The organism is Moorena sp. SIO3E8 (assembly GCF_010692445.1).
Classification (GTDB): Bacteria; Cyanobacteriota; Cyanobacteriia; order Cyanobacteriales; family Coleofasciculaceae; genus Moorena; species Moorena bouillonii.
Map to the genome: position 1 here is coordinate 1 of NZ_JAAHHM010000163.1, position 12,747 is coordinate 12,747.

Annotated in this window: 15 protein-coding genes, 1 tRNA gene and 1 pseudogene; 9 read left to right on the forward strand and 8 right to left on the reverse strand. The window is 45.6% G+C overall.

All coding sequences use genetic code 11. The features are described 5' to 3' along the window. Positions 1–82: 82 nt before the first annotated feature. Positions 83–442 carry a Uma2 family endonuclease gene (locus tag F6K46_RS34065; protein ID WP_366510705.1) on the reverse strand — a complete coding sequence of 120 codons (360 nt, stop codon included), beginning with the start codon at positions 440–442 and terminating at the stop codon, positions 83–85. Positions 443–540: 98 nt separating this feature from the next. Then, positions 541–723, reverse strand: coding sequence for a hypothetical protein (locus F6K46_RS34070; RefSeq protein ID WP_293057512.1), 183 nt, complete (start codon positions 721–723; stop codon positions 541–543). 287 nt (positions 724–1,010) lie between these two features. Between F6K46_RS34070 and F6K46_RS34075 the strand changes: the two genes are divergently transcribed. Next, on the forward strand, positions 1,011–1,583 hold the full coding sequence (locus F6K46_RS34075) for a Uma2 family endonuclease (RefSeq protein WP_293057510.1): 573 nt from the start codon (positions 1,011–1,013) through the stop codon (positions 1,581–1,583). A 494-nt stretch (positions 1,584–2,077) separates the two neighbouring features. On the opposite strand, the gene F6K46_RS34080 is transcribed toward F6K46_RS34075, so the two are convergent. After that, complete coding sequence (locus F6K46_RS34080; protein ID WP_198954250.1) at positions 2,078–2,230, reverse strand: hypothetical protein; 153 nt, start codon at positions 2,228–2,230, stop codon at positions 2,078–2,080. A gap of 51 nt (positions 2,231–2,281) precedes the next feature. Here F6K46_RS34080 and F6K46_RS34085 point away from each other — a divergent pair, with 51 nt between their 5' ends. Next, positions 2,282–4,117: an aspartate kinase gene (locus F6K46_RS34085; protein ID WP_075905249.1), complete on the forward strand. Its 1,836-nt coding sequence runs from the start codon at positions 2,282–2,284 to the stop codon at positions 4,115–4,117. 367 nt (positions 4,118–4,484) lie between these two features. Here the strand turns inward: F6K46_RS34085 and F6K46_RS34090 are convergent, their stop codons facing one another. Together F6K46_RS34090 and F6K46_RS34095 are read right to left on the reverse strand one after the other, a co-directional pair. Next, a complete protein-coding gene (locus F6K46_RS34090) occupies positions 4,485–5,078 on the reverse strand; it encodes a biopolymer transporter ExbD (protein ID WP_075897071.1) in 594 nt (197 codons plus the stop codon). Positions 5,079–5,123: 45 nt separating this feature from the next. Further along, positions 5,124–5,732 (reverse strand): annotated as a pseudogene (locus tag F6K46_RS34095) (MotA/TolQ/ExbB proton channel family protein); the annotation flags it as partial. 321 nt (positions 5,733–6,053) lie between these two features. Here F6K46_RS34095 and F6K46_RS34100 point away from each other — a divergent pair. Together F6K46_RS34100 and F6K46_RS34105 are read left to right on the forward strand one after the other, a co-directional pair. After that, a complete protein-coding gene (locus F6K46_RS34100) occupies positions 6,054–6,290 on the forward strand; it encodes a hypothetical protein (protein ID WP_143727482.1) in 237 nt (78 codons plus the stop codon). Between the two features lie 187 nt (positions 6,291–6,477). Further along, positions 6,478–6,774, forward strand: coding sequence for a YkvA family protein (locus tag F6K46_RS34105; RefSeq protein ID WP_075897075.1), 297 nt, complete (start codon positions 6,478–6,480; stop codon positions 6,772–6,774). Between the two features lie 33 nt (positions 6,775–6,807). Here F6K46_RS34105 and F6K46_RS34110 read toward each other — a convergent pair whose 3' ends face one another. After that, complete coding sequence (locus F6K46_RS34110) at positions 6,808–6,984, reverse strand: hypothetical protein (RefSeq protein WP_293071466.1); 177 nt, start codon at positions 6,982–6,984, stop codon at positions 6,808–6,810. A gap of 47 nt (positions 6,985–7,031) precedes the next feature. After that, positions 7,032–7,104: transfer RNA gene (locus F6K46_RS34115), tRNA-His, on the reverse strand. Positions 7,105–7,341: 237 nt separating this feature from the next. On the opposite strand from F6K46_RS34115, the gene F6K46_RS34120 reads away from it, so the two are divergent. From F6K46_RS34120 to F6K46_RS34135, 4 genes are all read left to right on the forward strand, one after another. Next, positions 7,342–7,728: a DUF4359 domain-containing protein gene (locus F6K46_RS34120; RefSeq protein ID WP_070391431.1), complete on the forward strand. Its 387-nt coding sequence runs from the start codon at positions 7,342–7,344 to the stop codon at positions 7,726–7,728. Between the two features lie 13 nt (positions 7,729–7,741). Further along, on the forward strand, positions 7,742–8,611 hold the full coding sequence (locus F6K46_RS34125; protein WP_293057495.1) for a sugar kinase: 870 nt from the start codon (positions 7,742–7,744) through the stop codon (positions 8,609–8,611). Positions 8,612–8,697: 86 nt separating this feature from the next. After that, complete coding sequence (locus tag F6K46_RS34130) at positions 8,698–9,807, forward strand: alpha/beta fold hydrolase (protein ID WP_293057492.1); 1,110 nt, start codon at positions 8,698–8,700, stop codon at positions 9,805–9,807. A gap of 142 nt (positions 9,808–9,949) precedes the next feature. Further along, positions 9,950–10,852 (forward strand): ChaN family lipoprotein, encoded by a 903-nt coding sequence (locus F6K46_RS34135; RefSeq protein ID WP_293057489.1) that lies wholly within the window; start codon positions 9,950–9,952, stop codon positions 10,850–10,852. 142 nt (positions 10,853–10,994) lie between these two features. Here F6K46_RS34135 and F6K46_RS34140 read toward each other — a convergent pair whose 3' ends face one another. After that, positions 10,995–11,855 (reverse strand): inositol monophosphatase family protein, encoded by an 861-nt coding sequence (locus tag F6K46_RS34140; protein WP_366510704.1) that lies wholly within the window; start codon positions 11,853–11,855, stop codon positions 10,995–10,997. A gap of 268 nt (positions 11,856–12,123) precedes the next feature. Between F6K46_RS34140 and F6K46_RS34145 the strand changes: the two genes are divergently transcribed. Further along, the gene (locus F6K46_RS34145) at positions 12,124–12,552 is read left to right on the forward strand and encodes a hypothetical protein (protein ID WP_293057520.1); all 429 of its coding nucleotides are present in this window, start codon (positions 12,124–12,126) and stop codon (positions 12,550–12,552) included. Positions 12,553–12,747 lie beyond the last annotated feature (195 nt).

Sequence of the window (12,747 nt, forward strand, 5' to 3'; positions counted from 1 at the left end):
AATAGGAATGCGAGTTAAAATATCAGGCTCACAATGGAATATTGAAAATGTTCCTAAAATTCTTTCTTTACGCTGTGCTTACCTAAATGGGATGCTTTATTAATGATGTTTTTACAAAAATGAGATGCACCCCTTTACCTTCTTCCCAAACTACCCAACTGAGTCGTTCGGCTTTGGGAACTCCAAGCACTACAAATACATCCGGACCTCGAAAATCTTGATTCTTAATTTGTTCTGCACTGAAGTAAAGAAACATATTACCCCCAAAATAGCCATCCTCCCGCTGGGCTAACCAAGGGTATAACGGGTCAGTCAGCAATTCCATCTGAAGTTTATGTCGTTCCGTTTCCATAGGAATACCGTCATCACAAGGAAGTTCATATTGAGTTGGCGGTACAGGAGGAGTATTAGGCACAACAGCAGAGGTCATAGTTTTAGACATAGTGGTGGTATTTCCTACTCAAATTTAACGCCTATCGCTAAGGTATCGTTGAAACTCGCCAAAAAACCCAGCCGTTGGTTCTGTCTTTTTTGACCAAACTATGGTAATTGAGTTGCTACACTATAGCGGTTTTCAATTTGGTGAGGTACAACTTTTAGGGAACAGGGAACAGGGAACAGGGAACAGGGAGCAGGGAGCAGGGAGCAGGGAGCAGGGAGCAGGGAGCAGGGAGCAGGGAGCAGGGAGCAGGGAGCAGAGGGACTTTTGGCAACGTTACACAAGTTAATACTGTGAGGTTTATTTTTGTCCAGGTACCTACACTAGCTATTCTATTAGTAGTCAATTTTTAGAGGACAACATCGGAATAGTTTAGGGTCGCAAAGGTCAATCGCTAAAACAATTCTATAGCGTTAATTATAATTATAAAATACACTTAGGTTTCTACTCCCTACTCCCTACTCCCTACTCCCTACTCCCTACTCCCTACTCCCTACTCCCTACTCCCTACTCCCTACTCCCTACTCCCTACTCCCTACTCCCTACTCCCCACTCCCTTTCCTAAACAATCATGAGCACTTTAACCCTTGATCTCCAATCAATTAACCTTACCGACGAGCAATTTTTCCAGCTTTGTCAAGACAACGACGATTTAAAATTTGAACGCAATGCTAATGGAGATTTAATTATTATGTCACCTACTGGCGGCAGCACAGGAAACCGTAATCTAGAAATAGGCTACCAACTTCAAGCCTGGAGTCGTCAAAACAAGTTGGGAATTGCTTTCGATTCCTCCACTGGTTTTAAACTCCCCAATGGTGCCGACCGTTCTCCCGATGCTTCTTGGATACCCTTAGCACGCTGGAATAGTTTAACTCCTCAACAGCAAGAGAAATTTTTGCCCCTATGTCCTGACTTTGTGATTGAATTACGTTCGCCCAGTGATACCTTAATAGCAATTCGCAAAAAAATGGAAGAATACCGAAACAATGGCACTCGTTTAGGTTGGTTGATTAATCGTAAAGAGCGACAAGTGGAAATTTATCGACCAAGTAAAGATGTTGACGTTTTAGAGTCTCCCACTAGTTTATCGGGAGAAGAGGTTTTGCCTGGTTTTGTGCTGTATCTTGATTTAATTTGGTGAAGGTTTCTAAGCAGTCAGCGGTCAGAGGATATCTGAAAAGTTTTTTGATACTGAATTTTGCCCCCCTAGCCCCCCAACTTTGGGGGAAGAGTCCATTTGCTTCTACAAGTCCCCCAAAATTGGGGGACCAACGGGGGCTTGGATGTAGCAAATGGGACTTCTCAGACAACCTCTCAGCGGTCAGTAGTCAGCGGTCAGCGGTCAGCGGTCAGCTATCTTGCTTTAAACCTGTATGGTCTTTTTTTTTATTTCCAATAAAACTCCGGATATCTTTTGCATTTTGCCTCTTGCCTCTTGCATTTTTCGGCAATCGATGACTTGACAACCCAGATACAAAAGCTGATTGCTGAAAGCTGATTGCTGAAAGCTGATTGCTTCCCTAGAAACAAGAGACTGAAAAAATTTTTGTTTGTTGACAATTATTGATGATTTTGTTAACGTATCCAGGGAATTACGATGTAAGCAGTCAGTAGTCAGCGGTCAGCTTATTTTATTCAAAAGCACCGATAAGTAGCGTGGCGACAAGCCTTTGGCTGTGCCCGTAGCCCATCAGCTGATACCTGACGGCTAATAGCTGATAGCTGATAGCTGATAGCTGACGGCTGATAGCTGACGGCTGATAGCTGATAGCTTACATTACGATTCACTCAATCCTGGAAACGGGAGTCAAACAACGAAACAAATAGTGGAATAAGCTTATGGCGCTAGTTGTCCAAAAATACGGTGGTACCTCGGTGGGCTCTGTGGAACGCATACAAGCCGTTGCCCAGCGAATTCTCAAAACAGTGCAACAGGACAATTCCGTGGTAGTGGTGGTGTCGGCTATGGGTAAGACTACCGATGGTTTGGTACAACTAGCGAAAGCCATATCCTCTAATCCCTGTCGTCGGGAAATGGATATGTTGCTATCCACCGGTGAGCAAGTGTCCATTGCTCTATTATCCATGGCCCTACAGGAATTAGAGCAACCAGCTATTTCCCTCACTGGCGCTCAAGTGGGTATTGTAACAGAAGCTAAACACAGTAGCGCTAGGATTCTGCAAATCGAAACCGAGCGGCTGGAGCGATGTTTGAAGGACGGGAAAGTTGTAGTCGTTGCTGGTTTCCAGGGCATCACCAGCACTGATGAGTTAGAAATCACTACCCTAGGTCGGGGTGGCTCTGATACTTCAGCCGTAGCCCTAGCCGCAGCACTGGGGGCATCTCGGTGTGAGATTTATACCGATGTACCGGGGATTTTAACCACTGACCCCCGGATTGTACCGGATGCTCAACTGATGCCGGAAATTACTGCTGATGAAATGCTGGAATTAGCTAGCTTAGGGGCAAAAGTCCTCCATCCCCGTGCCGTAGAAATTGCACGCAACTATGGTTTAACCTTAGTGGTACTATCCAGCTGGAGCGATGAGCCTGGAACTAGAGTAATTTCCCCAACCTCTCCCCCCCGTTCCTTAGAGGGGTTGGAAATTGCTCGACCAGTCAATACCGTAGAATATGACACCGACCAGGCAAAAATAGCCCTATTACGAGTGCCCGATTCCCCTGGTGTAGCAGCACGGTTGTTTGGTGAAATTGCAGTTCAAGACCTAGATGTAGATTTAATTATCCAGTCCATTCACGAACAGAATACTAATGATATTGCCTTTACCGTCAATACCCCTATGATCAATCGAGCGGAAGCAGTAGCCGAAGCCATTGCTCCCGCCCTGCGTCGCCAAACCACCCCCGATACCCAAGAAGCAGAAGTAATGGTCGGTAGGGATATTGCTAAAGTCTCGATCACTGGGGCAGGGATGATTGGACGTCCTGGGGTTGCAGCTCAGATGTTCCAGGCTTTAGCCGATGCCGGTGTCAACATTGAGATGATTTCCACCTCCGAAATCAAAGTCAGCTGTGTGATTGATGCTGTCGAATGCGATCGCGCGATCGCGGCCTTGTGTAACTGTTTCGATATCAACAATACCCCCATTCATCTACCCATTGCTGATCAAGCAGCAGATAGTGACCACTCCAGCGAGATCACCCATCCCCCCGTTCGAGGTGTAGCCCTAGACATCAAGCAAGCCCGTCTAGCCATTCGTCAAATTCCCGATCGTCCAGGCATGGCAGCCAAGATATTTGGAACCTTGGCAGAGCACAATATTAGTATTGATATGATTATCCAGTCCCAACGCTGTCGAATCATTAATGGAATTGCCACCAGGGATCTTGCCTTCACAGTACCTCAAGCCGAAGCAGAAATGGCTCAGAAAGCTCTACAACAGATCGCACCAGTGATTGGGTGTAGTGAAATTCTCCTGGATGCGGATATTGCAAAAGTCAGTATTGTCGGTGCTGGCATGGTTGGCCAACCAGGGATCGCAGCACAAATGTTTGCTGCCCTAGCCCAGGAACAAATCAATATTCAAATGATTGCCACCTCAGAAATTAAAATTAGCTGTGTTGTTGCCCAAGATCAAGGAGTGCGAGCATTGCAAGCTATTCATAAAGCCTTTGGTCTTGCTGGAAGCCAAAAAATCCAGGTTCCAGCTTAGGACTCTAGAGAGGGGGAAGTGTGGGAAGATAGGGGAGTGTGGGGAGATAGGGGGATAGGGAGATAGGGAGATAGGGGGATAGGGAGATAGGGGGATAGGGAGATAGGGAGATAGGGGGATAAACCAAAATTTCCTTTCTTGATGCAGTCGCTCATGGGGGGAACCCCCACTCGCGCTTTGCATCAAGACAATGACTAACAATTCGTGATTCGGATATGAGGGGATGTTTCGATAAATAGGCGCGAAAATCCTGACTATTTGCCTAAAATTATCCCCATCTCCCCATCTCCCCATTCCCCTCCTGGGAGGGGAATGGGGTGGGTCCCCATCTCCCCATCTCCCTATCTCCCCACACTTCCGAAAAACCTTATTTATTATTGGTAGATCCAGGCAAGAACTTTAATATGTCATTAAGAGCATCAGAGGAGTTGTTTCCAGGAGAGTTAACCTTAGGCACACCTGTTCCCGATGGCAGGGAAGGAATAAAGTCAATGGATTGACCTGAGGATCCTGGTAGAGTAGCTAGGGCTACGCGATCGCCTCCCACTTGTCGTAGCACATCCAATACCTGAACGACCTCGTTGTAACTAGCCTCCTTGGCAGCATAAAGAGCCATCAACCCATAAGGATTGGTTTGACGATATGCCTGCAGTTTCTTTTTGAACTGCTCTTGGGTTACTACTGGCTCCTGTTCAACATAGAGTTGACCAAATTCATTAAGGCTAACCATTAAGATTTGCCGTCCTTGAGGCTTAGCAGTACTTGCCTTAGGCAAATCCACGCTCAGGGCTTGCTGGCGAGATAAAGTAACAGCTGCCAAAATGAAAAAGGTCAGAATACAAAAAATCACATCAATCAGGGGAACAATCTCAACCCGAACCTCTTCCGGCGAGCTATCCATTCGCAGTCTTAGAGGACGGACTGCCATGGGGGAACGAGCTGAATCCTTTTTTTTATTCATAAATTTTTCCTGTGACTAAGAGCTTTCTTCTTGTTGTAACCAATCTTGTCGATAAAGCAATTCCAACTCGCTTCCAGCTTTGCGAAACACTTTAACTTGGTTAAACCAAAAAGCCTGAAATAGTCGATAGAAAGCCAGACTGATAATCGCCACAATCAAACCTGTAGCTGTGCTAATCAGTGATTCTCCAATCCCCTGAGTCACCCCATCGGTGGAAGCTGTGCCAAGGTCACTAATGCGAATGGAACCCAATGAATTAATCAAGCCCAACACTGTACCAAGTAATCCCAACAGTGGTGCTAGAGCAATCACAGCTTCCAGGAGTTTGTCTCCCCGTCGCATAGCAGCTAATTCATCATCCGCAGCCGACTCTAGAGCCAGTCGGAATACTTCTGGTTCAGGATTATTTAGTCGTAAAGGAGCATACAAATATCTACCGATGGGTTGTCGGCGTGACTCTAGGGCAATCTGTCTAGCAACATGCCAGCTACCAGCTGCTGCCTCTAGAACACGATTAACAATTATGCCTTCCCTCAACGCTATAGTTGCCCAAAACCAGATCCGTTCAAAGATTGTACCCATAGTCAGGATCGATAGAGCCAACAGAGGCCACATGGCGATCCCACCTTTTGCAATAAGTTCGACAATATCCACGACTTGCCCTTACTTCCAAATAACTCAGTGGTCTATCAATCTTCTATTGATTTTCAACCACTTGCCAAGAAACTGATCCTATTCTCCACAAGTTAACTGATTAGGTCAGGAAATTTACACTTGGACTTTAGCATATCCGGTACAGAGTGTCTTAGGTAGTGCGGGGAGTGTGGGGAGATAGGGAGAAACGGGAGATGGGGAGATGGGGAGAAACGGGAGATGGGGAGATGGGGAGATAGGGAAGAATTTCATTTCCATGGGGCTAAGGTCTGATCACGATAAGCAAATTCGATATTAGGTAAAGCCTCAATTTTTGGTTTCATGGTGGAATGGGCATCTTGCCCGTTTCATGGTGGAATGGGCATCTTGCCCGTTTCATGGTGGAATGGGCATCTTGCCCGTTTCAACTGCCTAAATTCTAGTAAAAACTCTAATCAAACGGGTGGTTATCCCCATAGTCGGTTTCTGGAAGAATCTGGCACTATAAATAGTAGCTATAGAGTATTGAGCCATTGTTTGGTACATCAGAGCCGGAGAGTTCCCCAGTCCGGTCTATAGGAAAAACCCCTTTTGTGGTTGCTTCTAATTGGAAGAAATCTTAACAAGTGTGGCCCTTGGGGATAACGAGTTTGGCTGGTCTCGGCTTATGAGCATTTAAAACCAGTCGTTTAAACCATTAGTTGGAGGTGTGGCTTTCCTACCCACGCAACTTGGTATGGGATGAGGTATTCAGCCGCAAATTTTGATGAACAATCCAATTCAATCTTTTTACAACTGGTATCGCAACACTATCCGCCATTCCAAGTACCGCTGGTGGATCATCTTGGGAACCCTAGTTTACTTTCTTAGCCCCATTGATATTTCCCCAGACTTTATTCCCATCATTGGGCAAATTGATGATATCGCAGTTATAACCCTGCTCGTTTCAGAGCTGTCTCAGTGGCTAATTGACTTTGCCAAAGCCCGCCAAAGCGAAAAGATTGCCAATGACTCTCAAGACCCTGAAGTCAAGACTGTGGATGTAGACTCTATTGGTGTCTAGTCAATGGTCTTGAGAGGATTTAGGCAGAAGTGATTATGTGAATCTACTTCTGCATTTTTTTGGCATTGCTGAATCTTCGCGCTGAATAGGAGTAGAGTGGGCATTCTGCCCGCCCGGAAATGAAACGGGCAAGATGCCCATTCCACAGGCGGCTCCCCGTTCTACCAAGATGCCGGAAAGTTGAAACAGCCAAGATGCCCATTCCACCAATATGCCAGGAAGGATACGGGCAAGATGCCCATTCCACGGACTTTTAGGGCGAACGACGGGACTCGAACCCGCGAGTGGTGGAACCACAATCCACTGCCTTAACCACTTGGCTACGCTCGCCATAATCTTACCGTTGTTGATTATAGCATCTTATTTGTTGGTTTATCAACAATCTCTGAAATTTTGATGGGTTTCTGCTCAGTCCGTCAGTCCTGTGGTTTGCTGACAATTGCTGCAATTGTCTTGCCCTCAAGGACTTCCATCACAGCTTTCGACGTTACCACTATTTTGCAGTTAATCTGGAACTCGAAGGCTTAATAGCCATCGTAATATATAATATATCGTTAAAAAATTCAGATGAAGATTTCACAGGTTGTCACCGCTGTTGGCACAATGGTGCTGGCGGTGGTGGGAGGCTCGATGGTGGTGACCAATCCTGGACAAGCTACCTATGAAGATTATGCGGTTGAGCAACTGAGCAAGTATCTAAAAGAAGAAGTTTGTCCCCAAGCTCCGGAAGCCCTAGACGGTTTCATCCGCCGTCAGTGTACCATACTGGTGGATACAGGACGACCCCAAATTAAGCAAGTTGTTGCCCAGACCACAAAGCGAGAAAATTTTTTGCTATTTAGTATTTACCGCACTGACCTGGATGTTGGTACGCTGATCCCTTCATACTCCTTTGAAACTGTTGGGATCTGTCAACAATTCTACCTTTACAAGGCTGATGAAAAATCATACTAAGGGTAGTTGTTAGATGGCGAGCACTGGTCTTTTTGTGGGGATGGTTACCTTAGACCTGGTATACCTCAGCAGCAACCTACCAAGCAGCAATGAAAAAATAACTGCCTCTGACTATACGGTAGCGGCTGGGGGACCAGCAACGAATGCAGCAGTAACGTTTAGCTATCTGGGGAATCTAGCTAAAATTCTAGGTGTGGTGGGAATTAATCCGATTACTCAGCTAATTCGCAGCGATTTGACCAGTCATGGCGTAATCATCGCCGACCTTGACCCAGCTAACCCCCAACCGCCACCAGTATCTTCTATCATTGTTACGGAATCCACAGGCGATCGCGCAGTTATTTCGATTAATGCTACTAAAATCCAAGCCAGCAGTACACAAATACCTCAGGATTTAGACTTGATGGTGGATGTGGTGCTCATTGATGGTCATCAGATGGTGGTTAGTAATGCGATCGCAAAATTTGCCAAAACTCATCATATCCCTGTAGTCATGGATGGCGGTAGCTGGAAGCCAGGATTTGAAACAATTTTGCCCTATGTTGATTACGCCATTTGCTCAGCCAATTTCTATCCACCAGGGTGCTCTGACCAAGAAGAGGTGATGGCTTATCTCCTAGACGCTGGGATTCCTCACATTGCCATTACCCAAGGAGAAAAACCAATTCAGTATCGCAGCTTAGGAGTGTCCGGTGAAGTAACCGTACCCCAGATTCAAGCAGTAGATACTTTGGGAGCTGGGGATGTGTTTCACGGTGCCTTCTGTCACTATATTCTAAAGAAAGAGTTTACTGATGCCCTAGCCGCAGCAGCAAAGGTAGCTACCAATTCCTGTCAGTTTTTTGGGACTCGTCGGTGGATGGAAAAAGATATTGAAAATTAGAGCAACAAAGGGTTGTCTGCCCACAGCGATAGAGAACTAGGAGGGCTTATACTCCGATGTGTAATTACAAATAGGCACGAAACCTGATGCAAGACTACCAAGCTCCCTGGTACCTAAGAAATGGCTTATTCCAAAGTATTGCTACCACTTACTGGTACGGCACGACCTGGAGTTGGTGGGGGGAAAGAGTACCTTGGCTTTCCCATTTGCCCCTGATTCCCTGGCAGGAACACATCTTCACTGGTGCGGATCAGGTACCGTTGCGCGGATTGTGGAGTTGTCCTGACAATGCCAAAGGTACCCTGATTGTTAACTATGCCCTTACAGGGGATGTCGATAGTGGTTGGTATAGTCGTACCCTTGCTCGTAAAGCCTACAGCAATGGTTGGGCAGTGTTAATTTATGATTGGCGCAGTAACGGACGCAGTGCCAAACTATCCCCAGTTCCATCTTCTGACGGTTGGCGAGAAGGGGAAGATCAGTTGCAGCTAGCCATGCAATTAGTAAAGATGGGTTGCCCAGAACCTGTGGGTTTGGTGGGCTTTTCCATGGGGGGACAGTTGGCATTGTGGGGACTTAAGGCAGCAGTTGAAAACAATTGTTCTCTGGTCAGGTTTGGAGCAGTTTTGGCTCCTAATCTGGAATCGAATCGCTCCATAGATTATTTGCTATCTACGCCAATGGGACGTTTGATCGAAAAGAGGTTCACTCATAAACTCAGGAAAACAGCTCAACAACGGTTAGAAAACTTTCCTGAGGCTGTTAAACCTGGTGTAGTGGAGTGCATTAACTCAATGCGGAGCTTTGACCACTATATGGTGATTGATTACTACGGGTTTGCTAGCGTTAATGAATACTATCAGAAGACTAGTGGACTTTACCTGTTGGACAGCTTAGCTTTGCCCTATTTGATCATCTATGCTGCGGATGACCCGATTTTTGACCCTACTATTATTCCAGAATTGGAAGAGCGCACGAGTAGTAATCCCTATGCCAACTTGATTTTAACTCCCCAAGGGGGTCATGTGGCTCACATTAGTACAGGCAAAGGTGATGTGGATGAATTTTGGGGTTTGAATCGGCTTTTGGAATTTTGTGATGGTCAATTAATTCCTGGCAATCCTGAGAGGTTGTCTGAGAAGTATTATTTGCTACATCCAAGCCCCCTAAATCCCGCAATTTTGGGGGACTTTTAGAAGCAAATTGACTCTTGTTCCCCCCAAAGTTGGGGGGCTAGGGGGGCAAAATTCAGTATCAAAAAACTTTTCAGATATCCTCTGAATCACGTTAAGCTAAACATGACCAGTTGGATTTTTGAGTCGCTATTATCAATTTTCTATGGGTACAATTACCAAAGTCGTTGTTTATTCCCTGGGACTTTTCTTTTTCTGTACTACCCCAGTTTTTGCTCAACATACTCAACATAATAGTTCAACTGCCACTAGCCAGCAACAACAGATAGAAACGGTTAATCTACTATCCCTACCAGAGGTATTACCGGAATGGAAAAAAGCCCGGGTTATCTATTTAGGAGAAACTCACAGCAGCCAAAAAGATCATGAGGCGCAGTTAGCGATTATTAAAGCACTAACCCGTGAAAATTCCAAAATTGCGATCGCAATGGAAATGTTCCAGCGCCCAGCTCAAGATATCCTGGATCAATACCTAGCCGGGGAAATCACAGAAGCTGAGTTGGTTAAGCAAAGTGAGTATGAACAACGCTGGGGCTTTCCTTGGGAATATTATGCTCCCCTGGTACGCTTTGCTAAAACTAATCAACTGCCTGTGTTAGCCTTAAATACACCTACTGAGGTCACTCGTAAAGTAGCCCGTAGCGGTTTAGAGAGTTTAACCTCTGCTGAGCAGGAACATATTCCCCCATTATCGGAAATTCGCACAGATAATGCTGATTACCGCAACCTGATTCAGGGATTCTACCAACAACATCACCACGCCGGTCATAGCAATAGTCGCAACTTCGACAATTTTTTCACAGCCCAAGTGTTATGGGATGAAACCATGGCAGAGAAGATTGCTTTGTTTGCCCAAGCTAACCCAGATTATCAAGTAGTAGTGATTGCTGGGCAAGGTCATATTATCTATGACTACGGTATACCCAGTCGGGTTGCTCGACGGTTCAATCATCAGTTGGAACAAATTTCCGTTTTGTTGGGTGCTCAGCCAGAGAAACTGGCAGGAGAAAATGCGATCGCAGATTATTTATGGGAACATCCCTTTTGAAGTTAGAAGTTAGAAGTTTGAAGTTTGAAGTTTGAAGTTATCATTCTACATTTGACCTTCTACATTCTACATTCTTAATTCTACATTTGGCCTTCTACATTTGGCCTTCTGCATTCTTAATTCTTAATTCTTAATTCTCCATTCAACTTGTCTTATTCCCAAGAAACTCTACCAAGGGCTTAAACACACTCACTAATTCCGGACGTGCTGCAACTAGAGTCGGAAAGGACCGCTCACCGTAATCTTCGCCCACTTGCAAGGGGAAAATTGCCTGAGAATCTAAGGGGACCCAAACTGCCCCAGCTGCGTGAATAATCACCCAAGCTCCAGCAAAATCCCAAATTTTCGGGGTTGCTTCCACTCCTCCTAAGGTGACACCGTTGGCAGTGGCGAGAAAGTTGTAACTGGCAACCCCTAGCATCCGAATTTTGCAGGGGAAGGGTTGCTTCATCACTGAGGTACTACGGGCGCACAGGTTGAAAAAGTGGTTTTGGCTAGGGGAATCCTGGCTGCTGTGGATGGGACGTCCATTGAGAAAAGCACCGTTTTCTACACCGCTGAGCTCCGATTTCCCCAGCCAAAAACCATGAAAAGATTGCTGGACAGGAGCAAAATGAATATAACCAAACACTGGAGTTCCCTGATACAACAAGCCTAAGGAAACCCCCCACAGGGGAATTCCTCTAGTAAAGTTGGTGGTGCCATCAAGAGGGTCAATAATCCAGCACCATTCAGACTCAGGAAATTGGTGGGATGCTTCTTCGCTCAGTACGCCGTGGCTTGGGAAATCAGATGCGATCGCATCTCTAATTTCTTGATCTGCCCACCTGTCCGCCTGGGTCACTAACGTACCATCGGCTTTTTCGGACCCTTGTACCTGACCAAAGTCCTTAAGGTGCCGATTACCGACACGGTTTGTGGTGTCTTTGGCAAAGTTGAGAATATCTGTCCAAAAATCATTCATATCAAGTCCGGTGGTGCGCGGTACCGGACATGATATCATGGTGTCGTTCTCCGGTAAAAACCACCCATCTACCTTAGTTTGTTGAGTTAGTTTGTGGTTTGTTTAACTCTAGACAATCCCCACAGAGCAGGTCAAAGTTGCCGAATATATTAACTATGTACTATTGCTTAAAGGTTCGTTTCCGTTGAACCTTGGCCAATAGGCCACGCTACGGAACTTGGCAACCCTTCAACTTGCCAACCTTCCCTACTCCCTACTCCCTACTCCCTACTCCCTACTCCCTAAAATCCAGATTGATAAATACGATATGAACTTATTCGGTAGTAATCGGCAAGACTTAGCAATACACAAGTGGCAACATCAGTTAGATCAGTTTGTTAAAGCCAATCAAAAAGAATTAGCTGCACTAGCTTGGGGGCTCTTTCTGGAAAAAGGAGAAAGTGATGAGACCCTCGGACTTGACATGAAACCGAAGCCACATTTTGTTTACTGTCCTAGGGAAGCAATAGAAACCCTAAATCGTCAGGTTAATAACCAAATTCAGGAAATTTTGGGAGTGGTGGATGCTCATAAACCTGAACAGGAAGTTCTGATTATTGGTATTGGTAATGGACAGTTGAAACTGATTCAATTTCAACCTGAATTTTCACCACCGGAGTGCTTTGAGCAAGTTGGGAAAGATGTCGATCAATTATTAGAAGAATTAGAGAAGCAGATGAGTGAAACAATAAAGTAGGGATATACAGTAGGGATATCAAGTCCGGTTAATTACTTCAAGTTTATTACCCCTACTCCCTACTCCCTACTCTCTACTCCCTATTCCCTACTCCCTAAGAGGATATCTGAAAAGTTTTTTGATATTGAATTTTGCCCCCCTAGCCCCCCAATTCTGGGGGGAACAAGAATCTATTTGCTGGTAAAAGTCCCCCAA

Coding starts and splice junctions, on each gene's coding strand:
- F6K46_RS34090 (WP_075897071.1), bottom strand. CDS start 5,078: ATGAATAAAAAAAAGGATTCAGCTCGTTCCCCCATGGCAGTCCGTCCT.
- F6K46_RS34065 (WP_366510705.1), bottom strand. CDS start 442: ATGTCTAAAACTATGACCTCTGCTGTTGTGCCTAATACTCCTCCTGTA.
- F6K46_RS34140 (WP_366510704.1), bottom strand. CDS start 11,855: ATGATATCATGTCCGGTACCGCGCACCACCGGACTTGATATGAATGAT.
- F6K46_RS34105 (WP_075897075.1), top strand. CDS start 6,478: ATGAACAATCCAATTCAATCTTTTTACAACTGGTATCGCAACACTATC.
- F6K46_RS34145 (WP_293057520.1), top strand. CDS start 12,124: ATGAACTTATTCGGTAGTAATCGGCAAGACTTAGCAATACACAAGTGG.
- F6K46_RS34085 (WP_075905249.1), top strand. CDS start 2,282: ATGGCGCTAGTTGTCCAAAAATACGGTGGTACCTCGGTGGGCTCTGTG.
- F6K46_RS34130 (WP_293057492.1), top strand. CDS start 8,698: ATGCAAGACTACCAAGCTCCCTGGTACCTAAGAAATGGCTTATTCCAA.
- F6K46_RS34120 (WP_070391431.1), top strand. CDS start 7,342: ATGAAGATTTCACAGGTTGTCACCGCTGTTGGCACAATGGTGCTGGCG.
- F6K46_RS34075 (WP_293057510.1), top strand. CDS start 1,011: ATGAGCACTTTAACCCTTGATCTCCAATCAATTAACCTTACCGACGAG.
- F6K46_RS34100 (WP_143727482.1), top strand. CDS start 6,054: ATGGTGGAATGGGCATCTTGCCCGTTTCATGGTGGAATGGGCATCTTG.
- F6K46_RS34125 (WP_293057495.1), top strand. CDS start 7,742: ATGGCGAGCACTGGTCTTTTTGTGGGGATGGTTACCTTAGACCTGGTA.
- F6K46_RS34135 (WP_293057489.1), top strand. CDS start 9,950: ATGGGTACAATTACCAAAGTCGTTGTTTATTCCCTGGGACTTTTCTTT.